The sequence below is a fragment of the Kistimonas ophiarachnellae genome (assembly GCF_057552235.1).
The window spans coordinates 31,018-52,131 of the sequence record NZ_BAAJPA010000016.1 but is presented as its reverse complement, the minus strand read 5'-3'; the positions used below and the strand labels follow the sequence as shown (position 1 = coordinate 52,131).

The following is a 21,114-nucleotide window of genomic DNA, read 5'->3' as shown; positions in this document are numbered from 1 at the left end:
TCTAACTATAAGCGCATGGTCTTTGCAGTGCTATTTCTGTTGCTGCCTGGAAGCTCTTTGGATGTTTGTATGTGTATAAATCAGATAAAGCAAAATCCGGATTATGACGTGTGGTTTCATAATCCGGATAACAAAGGCAGGTCAGGGATTGATCGGTGAGAGAGCCGTATCCCTGGAATGGTGTTTCTGGCGCGCGTGTGTTTTACGCAAATTCGATACTATTTCCTGTAATCGAGCGCTGTTGAATGTGTTTTCCGATTTGCCAGAGTAGAGCGACTGCTCAAGGCCGTTCAATAAATCGTTTAATTCCTGATGATCAAAGCTATCTGCTGCTGCAGACAGGCTGTAAAGGTTATCGAGATTGTTAAAGCTGCCAGCCCAGGCAATGAATCGCTGTTTTATCTGCAACAGATCGTTGTTCTGACAGGCCTGTTGCAACTGCTGGAAAGCGGCTTTTTCACTAAGGTTCTCCGATGGCATCGGTGAGGGGCTGCTATCACCCCCATCACTGATCGATACTTTCCTGCCCCTGATATACAAGCCGAGTGTCACCAGCCAAAGCAGGGCAAAAACGGCTGTTGCGATAATCCAGGGTAAGGAGGATCCCTGTTTGGTCATGGGAGCCCCTAAATCGAGAGGGACATTTGTCTGCGTTGGTACGCTGTCCGGTAAAGCGGTAGTGGTCGCTACTGGCGTTGGCAGGCTCGGTGTTGCCAGTGTATTGCCGGGGGCAACGGTAATCGTTGTTGCCGGCAATACCGCTTGTTCCACTTTGCCTGTCGTGGTGTTGAACCAGGTGTACTGAACTGCCGGCAGTGTCATTGTGCCCGCATGGGTAGGAACCAGTGCAATGGCTTCCGTGCGTTTCCCTGTAATCCCATCCGTGCCGGATAGGTCTTCATTCTGTGCCTGATCCGGATAGGTTTTCAGACCGGATACTGTCGGCAGTGTTACTGGCGGCAGCTGGGCAGCCGTCAGGCCTTCCGCTTCAATCGTAATGGTTCGGGTTACTGAGTCACCGGCCTTAAGATCATCCGGGTTACTGCTCCATTTCTGGGTCAGACGCAGATTGCTGGCGGGGAGCCAGGGGGCATTGGCAGGGTAATCGTCAGGTACTGGTTTGACGTCCAGTTTGATATCCGCCGACTGGGCGCGCACCGGTCTCGCCCGTTGCATGGAGAATAAGTTGTTATACGGATCACTGCCGGTCGCAATGCTTGAGGTGAAAGTCAGCGATGGGATCGTCAGTGTACCGCTTTCCTGGGGATTGATGGCATATTGCACTTCAAACACCCCGTGGCGACGACCGTTAACCAACTCTTCGTATTTTTTGACTTCGCCCAGTTGCTGAACAATCGCGCCATTGACTTCCAGTGGTGTCAGGCTGCTGTCGCCGACTAGCTGGGTGCTGTAATAAATTTTCAGGGTCAGCACGGTTTGCTGCTGAATATAGAGCTCCTGACGGCTCAATGACGTCTGCATGAAGACCGGTGAAACACTATTGGTGCTGCCTGCGGTCGTGTTGCCATGACGAACATCAATATGAATCGGTTCAGAGGTTTCACCGTTATAGGAAAGGGCCGGAATTGTGATGGCGCCGGTGCGTTTGGGCGCCAGGGTGATAATCCAGTCTGTCCAGGATTCGGTCTTGCCATTAATCATCTGGAACTGGCTGCTGCGCCGGTTGCCCAGAATATCAAAATCTTTCTTTAGCGGCGTGGTGTCCGGCTGGCTGCGGAACGACTGGCTGTCCACCCGCAGGGTCAGGTCCAGTGTTTCGTTCTGGGTGATGACGCTCCGGTCGACACTGGCGGTAAACGTAGCCAGTGCAGGTGTGGCTGAAAGCATCAGAAGCGCTGTCACCAGGACGGACAGCAGTGATGGAATGAAAGTCTTCCTTACCATGTTTGTTCTCCCCGGGGAGCGGGTTGGCGTTGCTGTTGCTGCTGTTCGAACTTCCGGCGCAGCAGACCGCCGGGATCATCCGGTATGCGTCTCAGCCAGTTTTCGACTTCCTGGCGTGACTGGGTGTTTTCCTGTCGTTGATCCATCGCATAGGGCTGCTGATCGTCTTGTGACTGCTCGTCCTGTTGTTCAGGCTGAGTCGGAGATTGGGCTGCTTGCTCCTGCTCGGAGGATTGCTCGTCTTGCCTGTTTTTTTGCTGCTGGTCTGAGGTGTTCTCCTGATTCGACGCATCCTTATCGTCGTTAGCTGACTGATCCTGCGATGAATCAGAACGATCCTGTTCATTCTGTTTTTGATCGCCCTCCTGATCTCCGGTTTGTTTACTGGAGGTTTCCTGATCGTCACCCTGATCTGGTTGCTGTTGCTGTTGCTGTTGCTGTTGCTGTTGCTGTTGCTGTTGCTGTTGCTGTTGCTGTTGCTGTTGCTGTTGCTGTTGCTCCAGCAGTTTCTTTACCAGTTCAGCATTGCTCTTGGCATCGGCCATATCGGGCGACAGTTCCAGTGCTTTATCATAGGCGGCCAGGGATTCCTGCAGTTTTCCGGCCCGGGCCAGGGCATTGCCCTGGTTGTAAAAGCCATCGGCGTTGTCCCAGTCCGCAAATCCTTTAGCGGCTGCTTCATAGTCTTTAGCCTGATACAGGGCTTCAGATTGCCACTGTGGATCTGTGAACAGATCAGCGGCTTCTTCCGCCTTACCTTCCTGAAGTAATTTTGCGGCCTGTTGATCCGGTGTTTCCCACAGGTTGGTCCAGACATCCGCATAGCTGGTGTCCGGTTGGAGCAGCGTTGTCGCAAGAATGATTGGCAATACCCATCCACGCCGGAAAGCCAGCGCGGCTATCGGCAATAATAAGAGCACCAGCCAGAATCCTTCGTCATGCCAGCGATCAAACTGTCGATCGACAGCAACGGTTTTGCTGAAAGTGTTGGGTTTGGGGAGCAGGGCATTGATATCGCTGTCGTTAATGCTCATGGTGCGATATTGGCCATGGTGCTGTTGAGCCAGTGTCTGGAGTTGTGACGCGTCCAGCCGACTCATGACGATGGCGCCCTTGCTGTCGCGAACAAACCCGCCGTAGGCATCAGGGACAGGTGCACCGGTTGCTGTGCCGACACCGATAATGTTCAGTGTATGGTTCGTACCTGTCAGGACTTTGTTGACTGCGGTCAGCTCTGGGGCAGACATGCCATCGGTCAATAACAGCAGTGATCCCGACTCACCAGCTCCCTGTGCAAGCAGATCAACAGCCTGTTGAATGCCGCTGACCGGATGACTGCCGGGCACTGGCATGATGTCAGGCGATAGCGCTTTCACCAGGTTGGCCAGTGTCCCGTTATCATCGGTCAGTGGCGCTACGGTATAGGCGTCACCGGCGTAAGCGACCAGTGCCGTTAGTCCTTCCTTGCGCTCCTTCAGGATATCCAGCAGTTTGTGTCGGGTTCGGGTCAGCCGGTCTGGTTGGATATCTGCCGCCAGCATGGAGCGGGAAAGATCCACGACCAACACCAGTGGCGCCAGGCTTTTTTCAACCGGTGTTGAGATTTGTCGCCAGGTGGGCCCTGCCAAAGCGATTGCGCCAACCATCCAGGCGAGTGTCAGGCCGATCAAAGGCCAGCGGCTGGCGCCAACGGGCTTGACGGGCATCAGGTGGCGCAGGAGTTCCCGGGGAATAACCTTCTGCCAGCTACCCGACTGTGTTTGACGTTTCCAAAGGAGGTAGCCGGTTATTGCTGCCGGAATCAGCATCAGTAACCAGAGTGGCCGGATAAAGTGAAACTGCGCCAGCGTCGTTACCAGTGCGTCCATTCAGCGTACCCTCCTGCGGATAGTGGGCAGGAGGAAGGACAGCGCCAGCGCAAAACTGCAGAGCAGGGCAGCCGCCAGGGGCCAGTAATACAGCGATTGCACGGGACGGAAGGTCTCCTTGCTCTGTTCGACGGGTTCCAGTTGATTCAACAGACCGTAAATCTGTTGAAGTTCTTCCGTGTTTCTCGCACGGAAGTAGCGGCCACCGGTCTGGTCTGCGATTTTGGTCAGCATGTCTTCATCCAGATCCGCAGAGGGATTGACGCGTCGGGCGCCAAAACTGGAACCAAAGATACCGGGCTGGATCATTTCATCAGCGCCAACACCGATGGTGTAGATACGCACCTTTTCCTCTTCTGCCAGCTCAGCGGCCTGGTCCGGTGATACTTCGCCCGCCGTATTGGCGCCATCGGTCAGCAGGATCAGGATGCGCTGGTCTTCGGGCCGCTTGCGCAGGTGGCGTACGGCCAGACCAATAGCGTCGCCGATCGCGGTCTTTTCACCGGCGATACCAATGGTGGCTTCATTCAATAGTGTCTGGACGGTTTTCAGGTCAAAGGTTAAGGGTGTCTGCAGGTAGGCATTGGTGCCGAACAGGATCAGGCCCAGACGATCACCTTTGCGTTGCATCACGAAATCGCTGACCACATGTTTGATGACATCCAGTCGTGTCACCGATTCACCCTGAAGTTCAAGATCCTGGATTTCCATACTGCCGGAGAGATCCACGGCCATCATCAGATCCCTGCCGGTGACCGGTAGGCTGACAGGGTCGCCTACCCATCGTGGCTGGCTGGCGGCCAGTAACAGCAATAGCCAGGTGGCTATCAGTAACCCTTTCCGCCACAGGTTACGGGTGAGATGGGCTGGACTGTCGCCCGGCAACGCCTGTTCCACCTGCTGGTAAAACGGAACCTGAAGCGCGGCCTGGTGCTGCTCGTCCGCAGGCGGTGTAAACCGATAAACCAGCAATGGCAGTGGCAATAGCAGCCATATCCAGGGCCAGTACAACTCAAACATGGTGTTTCCTTATCCAGCGTTCGACTAAACGCTGAAGTTGATCAATCTCAGTCTGATTCAGCGTGTGTTCACCGGGCGCAAAACGTTCATCGCCAAAGACCTGCCCGGGACCTGTTGTGAAATCATTCGAACGAGAGGTTTTATCAAGAAAATCGAGCCACTCATTACCATGCAGGGCGGCAACGGTTTCCCGTGGCCAGGCTGACAGTGCTACTCGCTTGAGTAGTCGGTTTAGGTGACTAATCAGTACATGGTTGTCTCCGCCGTTTTCCAGCTCTGCGGCGATATTCTGGCTTTCCAGTAAAGCCGCCCGGCGATAACGGTTACGGGCATAGTGGCGGTACAGCAGGAATGTGGTTATTCCGGCACCAGCAAGAAGAATAAACCCTGCCAACCACCATCCGGGAGCGGGTGGCCACCAGGTTACCGGATCAGGGAGATGGTTGGGGCGGAGTGCTGCCAGCGCCTGCTGCAGGGGATCCGTTGGATTCACCGGCTATCCTCCATCTGACGTCGACGTGGTGTCGGCGTACCCTGAAGAACAGCGAACAGTTGCTTATCCGTCGGTAACGCTGAATTTAGCGAGAGGAGAGGGATGTGCAATCGGTTCATGGTGTTCTGCAGATGTTCCTGCCGGAATGTGGCTTCCCGTGCATACTGGCTTCGATTCTGTGTTGAACGGGTGTCAAGCTGCCTGCTTCGGGTGCCGTCGGTTATGGTATACAGACCATCCTGTGGCAGATTGGATTCCATGGGATCCTGAACCCGGATAGCAAGTACCTCACTGTGCCGGTGAAGCAGGGAGAGTTGGCGCTGGCAACGATCATCCAGGGATTGGAAATCACTGATCATCACAATCAATGAACCGGGTTTCACAATTCGGCGGGTCTGCCTCAGTGCGTGGACCAGAGTATTTTCTTCTGCAGTGTTGGCAACTGGCTTCAGGCTTAGAGCGAGATTCATATCTGTCGCCTGCTGCAGCAATCGCAATACGGCTTTCTTGTCCCGACGCGGTTTGAATTCGTGGTGTTCAGTGTCGTTATAGAGAAAACCACCCACCCGGTCACCACGATGCAGTGCCTGCCAGGCCAGCAAGGCAAGGGTTTCTGCCGCCGTCACAGATTTGAAATTCAGTTGGCTACCAAAGAACAGGGACTGCCCTTGGTCCAGCAGGAAGAAGACCGGCTTTTCCCGTTCTTCACGAAATACCTTGGTGTGAGGTTTGCCGGACCGTGCCGTGACACGCCAGTCAATGGTGCGGATATCATCGCCCGGCTGGTAGTTACGGAATTCATCAAAATCCATGCCCCGGCCGCGAAGTCGGGAGGCATGACCGCCACTTTGCTGGGCCTGGGCGGTTCCCTGCCGCAGGCTGGGCAGTCGGCGGGCGGAAACATGCAGTCGGGCCAGTTCCTCAAGGCTGGTGTAAGCGCCGCTCATCAAGCGTCCTCCGCTCAGGATACGGCAACTCGGGCCAGTAGCTGGTCGATGATATGGTCGGTGGTGACGCCTTCGGCCTCCGCCTCATAGCTGGGGATGATCCGGTGACGCAGCACATCGTGGGCGATAGCCTGCACATTGTCCGGACTGACGAAATCCTTGCCATTCAGCCACGCATGGGCGCGGGCACAGCGATCCAGGGCAATGGTGCCGCGGGGGGAGGCGCCGTAATCGAGCCAGTTACCCAGTTCTTCCCGGTAAGCGCCGGGACGGCGGGTGGCATCAATGAGTTGGACAATGTAGTCCTCAACCGCCGGATCCATGTGCAGCTCCAGCACTGCGCGGCGAGCCGCAAAAATGGTTTCCTGGGCGATATGGGCAGGTGGCTGGATATCCTGATGAAGGGCTTCACCACGGGCCAGCTGGAGAATGGCCTTTTCCGAGGCTATGTCCGGATAGCTGATCCGCACATGCATCAGGAATCGGTCAAGCTGGGCTTCCGGTAAGGGGTAAGTGCCTTCCTGCTCAATCGGGTTCTGGGTCGCCATGACCATGAACAGTGAGGGCAACTTGTGTGTGGTGCCGCCGACGCTGACCTGTTGCTCCGCCATGGCTTCCAGCAGGGCGGACTGCACTTTGGCGGGCGCCCGGTTGATTTCATCTGCCAGCACCAGGTTGTTGAACACCGGTCCCTGCTGAAACCGGAAACTGCCATCTTCAGGGCGATAAATCTCTGTTCCGGTGATATCTGCCGGGAGCAGATCAGGTGTGAACTGGATACGTTGAAATTCAGCTTCAAGCCCGCGGGCCAGATCCTTGATCGCCTTGGTCTTGGCCAGGCCCGGCGCGCCTTCGACCAGCAGGTGGCCATCGGCGAGCAAGGCGATGAGCAGGCGTTCCAGCAGATGCTCCTGGCCGATAATGACCTTGCTGAGGTAGTCGTGGAGTTGGTTCAGTGCTGTGAAGGGCGACATCGACATGCGTTTTCCTGTAAATGGTGCCTGCAGATGGTACAAGCGCGGAATACCTTTTTAATGTGTCCCGCGGGCAGAATTTTCAAGTCTCAGCCATTTCTGACAACAGAATGACGGAAAAGTTCCATTTAGTGTACATAAGTCCCGCAAAAACCGCTGGTCATTGTTGCAGGCTATATAATTTTCTGTAGCGTGCCACTGATCAGGGATTGAGTTGTATGAGCCATCTGTACGCCGATAATAAACAGGAGTTTGTTGCTGCGCTGGGCAAGGAGCTGTCCAGTCATATTGCCAGTGAGCAGTCTTCGAGTTTTACGGCCTTTCTGGAGATTTTCTTTAATATCACGTCAATGGATGACCTGAAATCATACCGTCAACGGGATCTTTCCGGCTGTACGCGGGCTTTCTGGCGGTTTCTTCAGGACCATGATTTCAAGACACCCCGGGTGGATGTCTTCAATCCTGATCATGAGCATCATGGCTGGCACTCAACACACACGATTGTTCAGCTGGTGCATCCAGATATGCCGTTCATCGTTGATTCTTTGCGCATGCGTCTGAACGAGCGCGGCTCAACCATTCACCATATCCGTAATGGCGTGGCGCTGATCACCCGGGATGACCAGCATCAGATGATGAGTCTGGCCCCAACCTGTACGATCAACCGCGATAATGGCGCGGCGCGGCGCGAGGCATTCGTTTATATCGAAGTGGATCGTCTGGAAAGCCCTGATGAGCTGGAATCTCTCAGGGTGGATATGGAAGCTGTGCTATCCGATGTGAAGTTGGCCGTCAGCGGTTACCGCCCTATCTGTGCCAAGGTCAAGGGGCTTGTGGAAGAGCTGTCAGCGATGCCTCAGAACGAGGAAGTCACTGAAACCATCGCCTACCTGAACTGGTTGCTGGATAACAAGTTTACCTTTCTGGCCTATGAAGAAGTGGAAGTCCGTAATGAAGAAGGCCAGCGTCGGATCCGTAAACCCATGGAATCCCGTATAGGGTTGTTACGACCGCGTCGTACTGATGAAAATACCAGTGATACGGCAGAACCCTATATCGACAGGGATTTCTTTACCGATAAGACGGTGCTTTCTTTTGGTAAAGCCGCTTTCCGTTCCAGTGTGCACAGGCCTGCTTACCCGGATTTTGTCATTATCAAGCGCTTTGATGAGAAGGGTAATGTGACCGGCGAGAGCCGGTTCATGGGGCTTTATACCTCGCCGGTTTATAAGGAAAGCCCCTGGCGTATTCCGGTACTGCGCCGGAAAATGGCTGCAATCACGGCTCGCTCAGGGCTTGATCCAAGTACCCATCACGGTAAAGAACTGGCCCAGATCCTGGAGGTCCTGCCCCGTGAAGAACTGTTCCAGATGCCGTTGGAACAGTTGTTTCACACCGCGATCAGTATTCTCAAAATACAGGAACGAAACCGGATTCGGGTGTTTATCCGCCGGGACCGTAATGGCCTGTTCTGCTCGGTGCTGGTGTATGTGCCGAGGGAAGTTTACAGCACTGAACTGAGACATCGCATGGAGGAGATTTTCTGTCGTCGCCTCAATGCCATGGACAGTGAATTCACCACTTATTTCTCTGAGTCTACGCTTGCGCGTGTGCATTTTGTCTTGCGTCTGGCGCCGTCCGGTGAAGCCCAGATCAATCAGCAGGTCATCACAGATGAAATCATCCGTGCAGCCAATACCTGGGAAGATGAGTTCAAGGAAGCGGTATTGGAAGCACGGGGTGAAGTGCTGGGTAACCGCTTGATTAAGGATTTCGCCAAAGGTTTTTCTGCTGGTTATAAGGAAGTATTCAGCCCACTGCTGGCGGTGGCTGATGTCGAACATATTCGTAAGCTGAATGCCGACAATCCCCTTGCGATGAGTTTTCACCGGCCGATGGACCAGGATCACCGGTTGCACTTCAAGGTATTCCACTTTGGCGAAGCGTTACCACTGGCAGACCAGATTCCCATTCTCGAAAACCTTGGGCTTAAGGTTGTGGGTGAATACCCTTATACCCTCCGCAAGTCTTCTGGCGACGCCATCTGGTTGCATGATTTTTCTCTGGATTTTTCTCAGGCTTCAGGCGAAGTGGATATTCAGAAAGTTGCGAGCCTGTTCCAGAATGCTTTCCGGAAACTGTGGTACCGGCAGGCTGAGAATGATTTGTTTAACCGGCTTGTTCTCGCTGCCGGTATGGAATGGCGTGAAGTGATGATGTTCCGCGCCTATGCACGCTACCTGAAACAGATCCGGTTTGGTTTCAGTCAGCATTACATCGCGGAAACGCTTTACAGCAATATTGCGATTACCCGTCAATTGCTGGATCTGTTCAAAACCCGGTTTGATCCTGATCTTGGACTGGGTCAGACAGAGCGTCATTCCCGTGAACAAACTATTCGTCAGTCCATTTATGAAGCCCTTGAGCAGGTCAGTGTACTGAGTCAGGACCGTATCCTGAGACGGTTTGTAGATGTCATGTGCGCCACCTTACGTACCAGCTTTTATTGTCAGGATGCACAGGGCGAACCGCTGGACTATATGGCACTCAAGTTTTCTCCGATGGCGATTCCCGATATTCCCAAACCCGCACCGATGTTTGAGATCTTTGTGTATTCTCCACGGGTTGAAGGCGTCCACCTGAGAGGTGGAAAGGTTGCCAGGGGCGGACTGCGCTGGTCAGACCGGGTGGAAGATTTCCGGACAGAAGTGTTGGGTCTGGTAAAGGCACAGCAGGTGAAGAACTCGGTTATTGTGCCTGTTGGTGCAAAAGGCGGTTTTGTACCCAAGCATCTGCCTTCGGGTGACCGTGATGCCATCATGGCCGAGGGGATTGCCTGCTACAAAATATTTATCCAGGCCTTGCTGGATGTCACAGACAACCTGGTAAACGGTGAAGTAGTTTATCCCGATCGGGTCATTCGTCATGATGAGGATGATTACTACCTGGTTGTGGCCGCGGACAAGGGAACGGCAACATTCTCTGATATTGCCAACGGAATTGCGGAAAGTTACGGCTTCTGGTTAGGCGATGCCTTTGCCTCTGGCGGCAGCGCCGGTTATGACCATAAGAAAATGGGCATTACCGCCAAAGGCGCCTGGGTTTCGGTACAACGGCATTTCCGGGAGCAGGGCATCAATGTTCAGAAAGACCGTGTCAGCGTCGTTGCCATTGGTGATATGAGCGGCGATGTTTTTGGCAACGGTATGCTGCTCTCTCAGTCCCTTGCGCTGGTGGCCGCATTCAATCATCTGCATATCTTTGTGGATCCGAATCCTGATGCGCCGACCTCCTGGCAAGAGCGTAAACGTCTCTTCGATCTGCCTCGCTCCAGCTGGGAAGATTATGACAAGTCACTGATTTCAGAAGGTGGCGGCGTCTTTTCACGAAGTGCCAAGAGTATTGAAATCACACCACAGATGCAGACCTGTTTTGGCATCAGTGAAAAGCGTCTGACACCGACGGAATTGATCAGTACCATTCTTCGCGCGCCGATTGACCTTATCTGGAATGGCGGCATTGGCACTTATGTTAAAGCGAGTGTTGAATCCCATGCAGATGCGGGTGACCGTGCCAATGACACCTTGCGTATCAACGGTGATGAGCTCAATTGCCGTGTTGTCGGGGAAGGTGGCAACCTCGGGCTGACACAGCTGGGACGGGTCGATTTCGCCCTCAAGGGTGGCAAGATGAATACTGATTTCATTGATAACGCCGGCGGGGTCGACTGTTCGGATCATGAAGTCAATATCAAGATTCTGCTCAATGAAGTGGTTGCCCGTGGTGATATGACCCGCAAGCAACGGGATGTATTGCTTGAATCTATGACAGAGGAAGTCTCTGATCTTGTGCTTGGCAATAACTATCGCCAGGCGCAGGCCATTTCCCTGGCTGAACTCGAAGCCCGGGAAAAGATGGAAGAATACAAACGTTTCATTCATTACCTGGAGTCACAGGGCAAGCTGGATCGTGCTATTGAGTTCCTGCCGGACGATGAAGGTTTGAATGAGCGCATTGCCGCAAATGCCGGCCTGACACGCCCGGAGCTGTCTGTGCTGATTTCCTACAGCAAGGCAGACCTGAAAGAACAGCTGGTGGACTCCCGTGTACCGGATGATGATTACCTGGCACAGGCAGTCACAACGGCGTTCCCCGCCACGCTGGTGGAACAGTTTGGCGATGCCATACAGAATCACCGTCTGCGGCGCGAAATTGTGGCGACCCAGGTTGCCAACAGCATCATCAATACCATGGGTATCACGTTCATAAATCGCATGCAGCAGTCGACAGGATCGAATGCGGCAGCCATTGCCCGGGCCTTTGTGATTGCCCGTGATATTTTTGGCATGGAACACTACTGGCAGCAGATCGAACAGCTGGATTACCAGCTTGATGCCACGTTGCAGCAGCGGATGATGATGGAGTTCCTGCGCCTGCTCCGTCGAGCAACGCGCTGGTTACTGCGTGTTGAAGTGCACGAACGTCCAGCCCGGGAAGCGGTGGATTACTATGGTTCCCGCATCCAGGTGCTGATGAAAGTGCATGATACGCTGCTCAGCGGCGCTATGCGCAAGCGCTGGGAAGAAGGCGTAAGGGAATACACCCAACAGGGCGTTCCTGAAGCCTTGGCAAGAGTGATTGCAGGATTACGCCATATGTTCAGCTTCCTGTCGATCATTCAGGCCGCCGAACAGACGGGTCAACCACTGGAGCGTGTCGCCGCGATGTTCTTTGCGGTGGGTGACAGGTTGGAGCTGAACTGGTTCTACCAGGAACTGAATCGGCTGGATGTGGGGAACCACTGGCAGTCACTGGCCCGTGAAAGTGTGCGGGATGAACTGTCGTTCCAGCAGCGTTCCCTGACGGTTGCACTATTAAAAATGCAACATGCAGCCGGTGATCTGCCTGCTCGTCTGGATAACTGGATCGGTGAGAATCAACCCTTGGTGGATCGCTGGATGGGTATTCTTGGCGAGCTGCAGACAGGCAATAACAATGATGAGCTGGCCATGTACATGGTGGCAGCCCAGGAACTGGCAGTTTTATCCCAGAGCTGCGGTCAATAAATCAGTCAGGTATTCTGAATAGACAGGGTTGATGGTGTTGCTGTTTTTATCAATACACCTTGCTATTCAGAGTGCCGACAGCACGAACCTTCCAGCAAAACGTTCTTTTTTATAGCGAGCGTAGCCATATGTAATGGCGTTAGTTGGTTGAGTGGTGTTGACGCGTCATCCCAGCCATCCTCGTAGAAACCTGCAATGATAAAACCGGCTGCAATCTGACCTCCTATCTGGTCTTCCAGAGAATGCCCGAACCGGACAGCGGTATCGGATTCGATAATGTCGGATAACTGATCACCAGGAAGACTTGTCAGGTCCGAATACGGGCTGGCGTATTTGGCATGAAACTGGTGGGTTTCCTGAATTTCTTTATTGTCAAAAAGAAAGAAAACAGGGTTCACGAAACCGGATAACAGCCTGCCATTCGGTTTCAATACTCTATAGCATTCACGCCATACAGGCTGAACTGCTTTGACAAAAAGGTTCGATACCGGATGAAAAATCAAATCAAAAGATTGATCCCTGAATTCAGATAAGTCCGACATGTCACCTTGTACGGTGACAAGATTTAAACCGTCGCGTTCTGCCACATAGCGGTCTTTTTCGAGCTGAATATCGGAATTGTCTAAGCAGGTCACCTTTGCGCCTGCCGCTGCAAGTATGGGAGCTTGTTGGCCACCCCCTGATGCCAGGCACAAAACGTGTTTGTCGATAATCTGGTCAAACCATGATCCTGGTACCGATTTGTTGGGTGTCAGGATTACCTGCCAGGTGCCCCTGCGTGCAGCATCAATGATGTCCGGATTGACAGGTTCGGACCAGCGGCAACCTTCCCTTGCTTTTTTATTCCAGGCTGTTCGGTTATGGGAAACAATATCCATCAACAAGCCCCCATCACTTTGAGAAAATAGGAAAGAGAAAGCCGCTAGCCTAGTTGTCCATAGTTCAAAAATGAAAGAACGATTTGTTTTTGAAATGTTGCAAATACTAGAGATGGTCTCAAAACTGCAGCCGTGATAACCGGGCTGTTCTTCCAGAAGGGCTTTAATCTTGTCGGCGAGTACACTTTCGTCCAGCACTTGTGTGCCTGCGGCGACTTCCCGATCCAGCCATGCCAGGAACTTTGTGGTAGCAATGTCGGCATACAGGTGAGCCTGACGCATACCCTCGATTTCGACAGCGTTTTTGATCTATTTCATGGCCATGCAGGGATCATCGCCATGAATGACCTGGACACCGTGATGTAGCAGGTTAAGCGGAATCCATGCATTGCTGTTTTCATAATCCAGCCGATCATCTGCACCATACATATTGGTTGTGCTACCTCGCAATTCTCCTGTTTGACTCACTGAATTTCCACATAGTCAATTCCTGTCACCTCGGTGGAGGATTGATGCCGTAGTGTATGAAAAGTTTATCAAACCAATATATCAGCTCTCTTTTTTCTGAAGATCTCATGAGTTTGTCTTTGGTTCCCTGGATGTATTGATAAATATTTTTATCACTGTTGGTTAATGTTATGAGAGGTAGTTCTCTGACCTCTTTCTTAGTACTTATCGATAAGAAAAGTTTTATTTCATATAAACCACATTTCTTACTGTCACACGCTTTCGGTAGAATTTTGCGTAATTTTTCACGCCATATATCTGATGAATATTCAGACTCAATATAATTGAAATAACATTTGTCAATATGGCTCCAAAATTCAATTGGGCTATAACAAAAATTATGTTTTGTCAGATCATGATAACTCCCAAAACATAAACAAGAAGGATTTATTGGGAGAGACTTTATATATGTATAGGGTTTGACTGGAAATCCTTCAAAATCACATGGATTTTTCTTATAGAAATTATCAATGTAAAACACAGAGTTGGTCACATTTAGAACAGTTATTTTTGCGTCTAAATTTACAAGCAATTTTGCAAGACGGCTCATGTCTTTTTTATCAAAAAGATTACAGTACACTGGTATGCAAGCAATCTCAGTAGAGACTTTCTTGACTTTGGTTAGACGATTTTTTGAAGAAAATGGCCAATACTCTGCCATTGCCTTTTTTGCCCTCCCAAAGCACTTTTCAAAAGACGCTATACGTGAGGGTGAAGCATTAGATTTTTGTTTGATATACTCAGTAAACTTATCTAGAAAGACTTCTTCACAGTCAACTTCATTACAATCCTTAATCAATCTTAATTGTTTTTTATTGCCGTGCAATATAAATGCATCGTAATCTGTTAACAAAATCACATCAGCATTATTCGCAATCTCTGGCAGGCAAGAGAGCAAAAATGATTCACCTACCAATATTGCAACACGAATACTGAAACCTGAAGCATTTGCCCTATTCGTTTTCAGGGTGTCAGGCATCAATCTGGCGATCATTGTATTATCTGGATTCTCTCCTGATGAGTAGTCGTTGCTAAGCCAGTAGCGGTTATCACTTTCTGCACCTTTTCGAACACGGTCACGCATGCCTTTCAAGCTTGGCAAGGGAAAATCTGATGCAACATCAACTTTCATCCTATGGATGGTTTCTTTTAAGATTTTTTCCTGATCAATACTGTGATCCGCTTCGGTTCTTTTCTGTAAAGGTATAGAAATTACCCTTACCTTCTGTGCGGAAGGATTACCGTGCTCAGAATCCGGTACAAATGGTGCGGCACGTGCAGGCTGACACCCGACCTTAACCTCATGGATAGCAAACATCCCGAACATCTCCTCTGTTACTGACTACACCGTAATTTAGATGTCCATTAAGTTGTTTTGTTATCTCTATGTCAGCATTACTAACCTAAAAGTCATCTTTGCAGGCCCCTGATACCGGCTACTTTTAGCTGCTTCCGGAATCTTTCTGATCATGGTTCGGGGGGAGTAGTCATCGATGGTGAGCACTAAAGACAAATTCATAGCAGCAAAGCCAGCTTTACCACGTTGTTTGAGTGAATGCTCAATCGTAGAGATTTCCAGCAACCGGGCATCGCCACCGGCATGTGTGTAAAAGCAACCATTAAGCCCATCACCCGCAGAAAACCTGCCTGAGACTCAGGGGGGCATCCCGTTCGACCAAACTTGATATACCAAACAGCAAGTCTTACTGGTCGCCCGAGAGGAACCACTCTGAGATTAGCTCTATTCAACACCGTTTGCAGGTAACTCTTTCAGAAACCTGGCTGAATAAACAGGCTGAATCCTGCGGTTTCTTGACCCGATATAGAAAAATATTGCCTTTCCCTCTGGTGGTTTCACTGCTGGCGGCGCTGGGCAAAGACAGTAATGTTGAGTCACTGGCTGATATCCAGCGGAAGTTTAATGAAATGACTGGGCTGGATGCATCCTGCCACGTCTGGAGGGTTCAGGTTTCATTATCGTATGGATTTTCCTGCGAAGCCTTGAAGAGATGACCCAAAAGGTACTGTCTTTCGACAAAACAAATCCTTTTGCGCAATTTCGACATATTTGGCTGCATGATGGTTCCTCTCAAGCTGTCACCGACAGTCTCAAGGATGTGTTTCCGGGGCGCTTCAAAACAGTCAGTCCGGCAGCGGTTGAACGTCATACGACCATGAATTTGTTGAAAGACAACTTTGTCCGTATTGAGCTGACAGAAGACACCCACGCTGAAAGAGCCTGTCTACCCGCTTTGGCAAATGATCTCTCTGACACGCTTATGTTGATTGATGCCGGTTACTTCGACCTGGAGCACTTTGCAGCGGTCAGTGATCGGGGTGGAAACTTCCTTTGTCGTGCATCACAAAGCATTAATCCTGTCGTACGACAGGCGATTCATTCCGATGGGAAAGCGCATAACAGGTACAAAGGGCAAAAGCTGAAAGATATTTTGCCTCGTTTTCCCAAAGACAATGCCATGGATCTGGATGTAGAGTGACCCCGGATGCGGGGACAGCGATTTCGCCAGGTTGTTCGATGGAACGGGAAGAAAGATAAGTGGATTTTTATCGTGACCAATCTTTCTCGGGAACTTTTTTCTCTCAACGATATATCTCAGTGCTATCGACTGCGCTGGCAGATAGAGCTGGCTTTCAAGGAAGCCAAATCCTATGCAGGCTGGCACCGCTTCAACACAAGCTGCGAAACGCTTGCTGCCAGTCTGATTATTGCGTCGTTTACGGTGGTCATTATCAAAAGATCACTGGCTCATGCCGCTTAACAGGGGATAGATGAAGAGATATCTACTCGCAAGACAGGCATGAGTGGTACCCACTTGTTTGGAGACCTGATGCTGGCTTTACTTGCAAAGAGCAGGCGCAGGGTTTCATCGCTTTGAACAAGTTGCCCGAACTCTGGCAAAAAAATGGAAAGCGTGAACATGCCGCTCGAGACAGACGAATCGGGCGTTCAGCTCTGGGGTTGGTTGCTATAGGGAGTTTTTAATGTCCTCTCTATGAACAAATATTAGACAGTGGTCATGCCCTTACTCAGAACTCATGGTAAGTCACACATCGCGTTAAGAACGGGAATTGTAACCAATTCCCGTGGGCACTATGAATCAGGCCTGCTGTTCTGCAAGAGGACGAGTCACCTGGTTCAACCAGGTCAGCTCTTCATCGCTGAGATAAGAGCCAATGATCTCGCGCACCTGCTGATGGTAATCATCCAGCCATTGAATTTCTTCTGTGCTTAACAGTTCCTGTTTGATTAAACGGCAGTCAATCGGTGCAAAGGTCAGTGACTCCATTTCCAGCATGGGCACATCACTCGCTATCGTTGACGGTTTAACCACGTACAGATTTTCAACCCGCAGGCCATAAGCATCTTCCTTGTAATAACCGGGCTCGATGGTAATCATCATGCCAGCTTCTAGGCGGGATTCGGCCTCCTGGGGAGACATGCGCAGCGGTGCTTCATGCACACCAAGGAAGTGGCCCACACCATGACCGGTGCCATGATCATAATCACAACCTGCTTGCCACAAAGGCTGACGGGCAATCGTATCAAGTTGAATGCCCCTTGTGCCTTTCGGGAACCGTGTGGCAGCCAGCCGGATATGGCCCTGTAACACCTGGGTGTAACGGGTACACATCTCGTCGGTGACGTCACCCACCTTGATCGTGCGGGTCATGTCGGTAGTGCCTTCGGGGAACTGGCCGCCGCTGTCGATCAGGTACAATCCGTCCTGACCGAGTTTTCGCGGTGTGGTCAGGGTGTGGTTGTAATGGCACATGGCGGCATTGGGACCGATGGCGGAGATGGTCTCAAAACTGCAGCCGTGATAACCGGGCTGTTCTTCCAGCAGGGCTTCGATCTTGTCGGCGAGTACACCTTCGTCCAGCGTATGTGTGCCTGCGGCGACTTCCCGATCCAGCCACGCCAGGAACTTCGTGGTTGCAATACCAGCATACAGGTGAGCCTGGCGCATACCCTCGATTTCGACAGCGTTTTTGATCGATTTCATGGCCATGCAGGGATCATCGCCATGGACTACCTGGGCACCGTAATGCAGCAGGTTAAGCGGAATCCAGGCATTGCTGTTTTCATAATCCAGCTGAACATCGGCGCCGTTTTCACCGAGTTGTTTCAGTGAATGCTCGATCGTAGAGATTTCCAGCAGGCGGACATCGTCACCGGCATGTAAGTAAAAGTGGTCGTCGAGCTTGCCGGTGGGGGCAAACAGATCGGCGCTGCCATCCTGGTAAACAATCGCGTAGCTGAGGACCACAGGCAGGCAGGGAACATCGCCACCCCGGATATTGAACAGCCAGTTGACGGCATCGGGCTGGGTGATCACCAGGGCATCCAGTCCTTTCTGTTGCAACATCTCAGACAGACCCCGGCGTTTATCCGCACTGCTGCGGCCGGTGTATTTTTCGTCCAGTAGTAATCCGGGTGCATCACTGGCCGCAGGTCTGTCATGCCACAGTCTGTCGATTGGATTCTCTGTCAGCTCGACCAGTTGAATATCTTTGTCTTTAAAGGTGGCAACCGCCTCCTGATACCAGTTATAGGTGTGCAGTGTGGCGTCAAAGCCCATCCGGTCACCCGGTTGCAGTGTGGTATTGAGCCAGTTGAGATGAGGCTCTTCAATCAGGTGGTGGTATTCAAACAGTGATGCGGGGACTTGCTGGCGGACCTGAACGGTGAAACGGCCATCGACAAAAATAGCCGCCCGTTCCGGCAGGACGACTGCGATGGCCGCTTCGCCAGTGAAGCCGGTCAACCAGCGCAGGCGCTGGACATCCGGACCCAGGTACTCACCCAGGAACTGGTCAGCGCAGGGGACAATAAACGCATCCAGGCTTTCGCGTGCCATGAACTCACGGATGCCCGCCAGACGTTGTGCCAAGGTAGCACTCGCTGCGTCGATACTTTCAATGGACGGCAAACTCATACAGTATCTCCTTGTTTCATGACTGCTCACGCGTTAGCCGTGGCAGGGGTTGTTGTACTTCCAGTGATAACGGGTTGGTCAGGACTCGTTTTGCTAAGCTCGCATGACAGACAACGGCGTCTTCAGGCGAGAGGTTCGTTACTGTTCAATTGTGACGGATACTACCTTGGCGTCGGCTTTGGCTGGTTTGTTGTCTTGAATGACTGTTTTTTGCTTTTGCTGAATCACAACCGCAGAAACAATAATAATTAAACCGGCGAAGGTGGCTGGTTGAATCGGTTCTCCCAGAATAAACGCGATAAAGACCAGCGATAAGAAGGGGGAAATAAAAATCAGGTTGCTGACCCGGGCAATATGGGTAGCTTTCTTGAGCGCTGTCAGCCACAGCACAAAAGTAATACCCATCTCGAAAAGTCCCACATAGATTGCACCGGCAATGCCTTTCCAGTGCCAGGTCAGGTCACCCATAACACTATTGGCCGCAATAATAAAAGGCAGGCCGCACAGGAAACAGAGCAGCAGGGCGATGACCGGATTGTCGGTGTTGCGGGTGTTGTATATCCAGTACAGCGCCCAGAGCAGTGTGCTGAGCAGTGCCAGTACCACACCGGTCGGGCTGTCAAATGACAGGCTCAGGACATTCCCGCCCGTGGCGATGATCAGTGCACCGATATAGCCCATGCAGCAGGCCAGGATATCAATGCGTGTCAGCCGCTGGCCCAGCATCACGACAGAGAGAATTGTCAGTGTCAGTGCCCAGGTGTAATTCAGGGGCTGCGCCTGTTGGGCGGGTAGCAGATCGTAGGCTTTGAACAGAACCACGTAATAAAGGAAGGGATTGAGCAGCCCCATCAACAGGTAATAGACCGGCCGACGTTTAAAGGTCTGAATGAGCGCCTTTCCCTGACCTTTGACAATAACCCAGCCGCCCAGGACCAGTACGGATGTCAGGCTGGCAAACAGCACCAGCTGGATCGGTGTCAGGTATTCCAGACTGAGCTTGAATGCCGTGGCGACGGTCGACCAGAGCAAGACGGCGCTAAGGCCAAAGAGCATGGCCTGTCGCTGGGATTGTTGTTCCATCGAAAATTCTGTCCAGATTATTGGGCTATGGGTTGTCAGGATGACCTGCATCATGCCGGGCTGAGAGACTACGGTGCTGACCGTCAGGTTACATTGACCATGATCAGTGTTGCTGAAGGGAGTTTCAACGAATTCTGTTTCGAAATGTTTCTTTTTTCAGGGAGGGTGTCAGTAACCTTATGGGACAAGGCTTGAGAGGGAATCGCTTGTTGCACTTTGAGGCCACTTTAATGGCTTTTCTGTACTGGTTTTTGGTAGTAGTCCCGTTATAATCCGCCCGGATTTCACCGACCCGGTATCAAGGAGTTTCGATGTATCAGCTGGCCCGCAAAGTTCTGTTCCAATTCTCTCCGGAGACAGCCCATGACCTGACCATGGATATGCTGTCTGCGTCCCAGCGTCTCGGACTGCTCAAGTGCCTGTTCAAGCCGGTGCCGTCTGTTCCCACGGAAGTGATGGGGCTGACGTTTGATAATCCCGTTGGCTTGGCGGCTGGTCTGGATAAAGACGGTGAATGCATTGACGCCTTCGGCTCACTGGGGTTCGGTTTTGTTGAGGTCGGCACGGTAACTCCGCGGCCGCAGCCGGGTAACCCGAAGCCCCGCCTGTTCCGGATTGTGGAACGGGAAGCGATCATCAACCGGATGGGCTTTAACAACAAAGGCGTTGATCACCTGGTTGAAAACCTGAAGAAGACCCGTTATCAGGGCGTGATTGGGGTGAATATCGGTAAGAACAAAGTGACGCCGGTTGAGGAAGCTGAAAGCGATTACCTGACCTGCTTGCGCAAGGTCTACGCTCACTCCGGCTATGTGGCCGTTAACCTTTCTTCACCGAATACCCCCGGGCTGCGTCAGCTGCAATTCGGCGATACCCTGAAGTCACTGTTGAATGTGCTCAAAGAAGAACAGGGTAGACTGGCCAAAGAACACGGCAAGTATGTCCCTCTGGCGATCAAGCTGGCGCCCGATATGACCGATGAAGAAATTCGTGATATCGCTACCCAGCTGGTGGCTTATGAGATTGATGGTGTGATCTCCACCAATACTACGCTGGAGCGGGAAGCGGTTCAGGGTTGCAAGAATGCCAATGAAGACGGTGGTCTCAGTGGCGCGCCCTTGACTGATCTTTCCACCCAGAAAATTCGCGTACTGGCGGAAGCGTTGGATAACAAACTCCCCATCATTGGTGTGGGCGGGGTTATGGATGCGCAATCAGCTGCGGATAAAATCAAGGCGGGCGCCAGTCTGGTGCAGATTTACAGTGGCTTTATTTATCGTGGCCCCGACCTGATCCGGGAAGCCTCGGAAGCCGTAGCAGCCTGCCGCTGAATCTACCCAGTCTCCAGATACAACAAGGGCCCTTAACCGGGCCCTGATTTCACTCTATTTTCGGATACTGAGCGATCAACGCCG

General features: G+C 51.9%; 15 protein-coding genes. 4 read left to right on the top strand and 11 right to left on the bottom strand.

The window, feature by feature from the left end:
• Positions 1–141: 141 nt before the first annotated feature.
• Genes AC27K1_RS18170 through AC27K1_RS18145 form a run of 6 tightly spaced genes read right to left on the bottom strand, consistent with a single transcriptional unit; the run spans position 142 to position 7,207 of the window.
• Complete coding sequence (locus AC27K1_RS18170) at positions 142–1,905, bottom strand: BatD family protein (RefSeq protein WP_487152208.1); 1,764 nt, start codon at positions 1,903–1,905, stop codon at positions 142–144.
• The gene (locus AC27K1_RS18165) at positions 1,899–3,773 is read right to left on the bottom strand and encodes a vWA domain-containing protein (protein ID WP_487152207.1); all 1,875 of its coding nucleotides are present in this window, start codon (positions 3,771–3,773) and stop codon (positions 1,899–1,901) included. The genes AC27K1_RS18170 and AC27K1_RS18165 overlap by 7 nt, the downstream gene beginning before the upstream one ends.
• Entirely contained in the window at positions 3,774–4,793 is a 1,020-nt protein-coding gene (locus AC27K1_RS18160; protein WP_487152206.1) for a vWA domain-containing protein, read from the bottom strand.
• On the bottom strand, positions 4,786–5,286 hold the full coding sequence (locus AC27K1_RS18155; protein WP_487152205.1) for a DUF4381 domain-containing protein: 501 nt from the start codon (positions 5,284–5,286) through the stop codon (positions 4,786–4,788). The genes AC27K1_RS18160 and AC27K1_RS18155 overlap by 8 nt, the downstream gene beginning before the upstream one ends.
• A complete protein-coding gene (locus tag AC27K1_RS18150; RefSeq protein WP_487152204.1) occupies positions 5,283–6,233 on the bottom strand; it encodes a DUF58 domain-containing protein in 951 nt (316 codons plus the stop codon). Before AC27K1_RS18150 ends, AC27K1_RS18155 begins: the two co-directional genes overlap by 4 nt.
• A gap of 14 nt (positions 6,234–6,247) precedes the next feature.
• Positions 6,248–7,207 carry an AAA family ATPase gene (locus AC27K1_RS18145; protein ID WP_487152245.1) on the bottom strand — a complete coding sequence of 320 codons (960 nt, stop codon included), beginning with the start codon at positions 7,205–7,207 and terminating at the stop codon, positions 6,248–6,250.
• A gap of 218 nt (positions 7,208–7,425) precedes the next feature.
• On the opposite strand from AC27K1_RS18145, the gene AC27K1_RS18140 reads away from it, so the two are divergent.
• On the top strand, positions 7,426–12,273 hold the full coding sequence (locus AC27K1_RS18140) for an NAD-glutamate dehydrogenase (RefSeq protein ID WP_487152203.1): 4,848 nt from the start codon (positions 7,426–7,428) through the stop codon (positions 12,271–12,273).
• A 62-nt stretch (positions 12,274–12,335) separates the two neighbouring features.
• Here AC27K1_RS18140 and AC27K1_RS18135 read toward each other — a convergent pair whose 3' ends face one another.
• From AC27K1_RS18135 to AC27K1_RS18125, 3 genes are read right to left on the bottom strand one after another with little or no spacing between them, the layout of a single operon-like run.
• Positions 12,336–13,433 carry a class I SAM-dependent methyltransferase gene (locus AC27K1_RS18135; protein WP_487152202.1) on the bottom strand — a complete coding sequence of 366 codons (1,098 nt, stop codon included), beginning with the start codon at positions 13,431–13,433 and terminating at the stop codon, positions 12,336–12,338.
• A gap of 27 nt (positions 13,434–13,460) precedes the next feature.
• The gene (locus AC27K1_RS18130; protein ID WP_487152201.1) at positions 13,461–13,619 is read right to left on the bottom strand and encodes a hypothetical protein; all 159 of its coding nucleotides are present in this window, start codon (positions 13,617–13,619) and stop codon (positions 13,461–13,463) included.
• A gap of 25 nt (positions 13,620–13,644) precedes the next feature.
• Positions 13,645–14,976, bottom strand: coding sequence for a hypothetical protein (locus tag AC27K1_RS18125; RefSeq protein ID WP_487152200.1), 1,332 nt, complete (start codon positions 14,974–14,976; stop codon positions 13,645–13,647).
• A gap of 691 nt (positions 14,977–15,667) precedes the next feature.
• On the opposite strand from AC27K1_RS18125, the gene AC27K1_RS18120 reads away from it, so the two are divergent.
• Both AC27K1_RS18120 and AC27K1_RS18115 read left to right on the top strand, forming a co-directional pair.
• A complete protein-coding gene (locus AC27K1_RS18120; RefSeq protein ID WP_487152199.1) occupies positions 15,668–16,156 on the top strand; it encodes a transposase in 489 nt (162 codons plus the stop codon).
• A gap of 6 nt (positions 16,157–16,162) precedes the next feature.
• Complete coding sequence (locus AC27K1_RS18115; RefSeq protein WP_487152198.1) at positions 16,163–16,438, top strand: transposase; 276 nt, start codon at positions 16,163–16,165, stop codon at positions 16,436–16,438.
• Positions 16,439–16,777: 339 nt separating this feature from the next.
• On the opposite strand, the gene AC27K1_RS18110 is transcribed toward AC27K1_RS18115, so the two are convergent.
• Entirely contained in the window at positions 16,778–18,616 is a 1,839-nt protein-coding gene (locus tag AC27K1_RS18110; protein ID WP_487152197.1) for an aminopeptidase P family protein, read from the bottom strand.
• Positions 18,617–18,754: 138 nt separating this feature from the next.
• Positions 18,755–19,699, bottom strand: coding sequence for a DMT family transporter (locus AC27K1_RS18105; RefSeq protein ID WP_487152196.1), 945 nt, complete (start codon positions 19,697–19,699; stop codon positions 18,755–18,757).
• 311 nt (positions 19,700–20,010) lie between these two features.
• Here AC27K1_RS18105 and AC27K1_RS18100 point away from each other — a divergent pair, with 311 nt between their 5' ends.
• Positions 20,011–21,030, top strand: a complete 1,020-nt coding sequence (locus tag AC27K1_RS18100) for a quinone-dependent dihydroorotate dehydrogenase (protein ID WP_487152195.1) — start codon at positions 20,011–20,013, stop codon at positions 21,028–21,030.
• Positions 21,031–21,114: the final 84 nt, after the last annotated feature.

What these genes read in the sequence shown, in the direction of transcription:
- AC27K1_RS18125 (WP_487152200.1), bottom strand. Translation starts at nt 14,976, where the DNA reads ATGTTTGCTATCCATGAGGTTAAGGTCGGGTGTCAGCCTGCACGTGCC.
- AC27K1_RS18170 (WP_487152208.1), bottom strand. Translation starts at nt 1,905, where the DNA reads ATGGTAAGGAAGACTTTCATTCCATCACTGCTGTCCGTCCTGGTGACA.
- AC27K1_RS18145 (WP_487152245.1), bottom strand. Translation starts at nt 7,207, where the DNA reads ATGTCGCCCTTCACAGCACTGAACCAACTCCACGACTACCTCAGCAAG.
- AC27K1_RS18110 (WP_487152197.1), bottom strand. Translation starts at nt 18,616, where the DNA reads ATGAGTTTGCCGTCCATTGAAAGTATCGACGCAGCGAGTGCTACCTTG.
- AC27K1_RS18140 (WP_487152203.1), top strand. Translation starts at nt 7,426, where the DNA reads ATGAGCCATCTGTACGCCGATAATAAACAGGAGTTTGTTGCTGCGCTG.
- AC27K1_RS18165 (WP_487152207.1), bottom strand. Translation starts at nt 3,773, where the DNA reads ATGGACGCACTGGTAACGACGCTGGCGCAGTTTCACTTTATCCGGCCA.
- AC27K1_RS18100 (WP_487152195.1), top strand. Translation starts at nt 20,011, where the DNA reads ATGTATCAGCTGGCCCGCAAAGTTCTGTTCCAATTCTCTCCGGAGACA.
- AC27K1_RS18135 (WP_487152202.1), bottom strand. Translation starts at nt 13,433, where the DNA reads ATGCGTCAGGCTCACCTGTATGCCGACATTGCTACCACAAAGTTCCTG.
- AC27K1_RS18150 (WP_487152204.1), bottom strand. Translation starts at nt 6,233, where the DNA reads ATGAGCGGCGCTTACACCAGCCTTGAGGAACTGGCCCGACTGCATGTT.
- AC27K1_RS18105 (WP_487152196.1), bottom strand. Translation starts at nt 19,699, where the DNA reads ATGGAACAACAATCCCAGCGACAGGCCATGCTCTTTGGCCTTAGCGCC.
- AC27K1_RS18120 (WP_487152199.1), top strand. Translation starts at nt 15,668, where the DNA reads ATGACCCAAAAGGTACTGTCTTTCGACAAAACAAATCCTTTTGCGCAA.
- AC27K1_RS18115 (WP_487152198.1), top strand. Translation starts at nt 16,163, where the DNA reads ATGCGGGGACAGCGATTTCGCCAGGTTGTTCGATGGAACGGGAAGAAA.
- AC27K1_RS18160 (WP_487152206.1), bottom strand. Translation starts at nt 4,793, where the DNA reads ATGTTTGAGTTGTACTGGCCCTGGATATGGCTGCTATTGCCACTGCCA.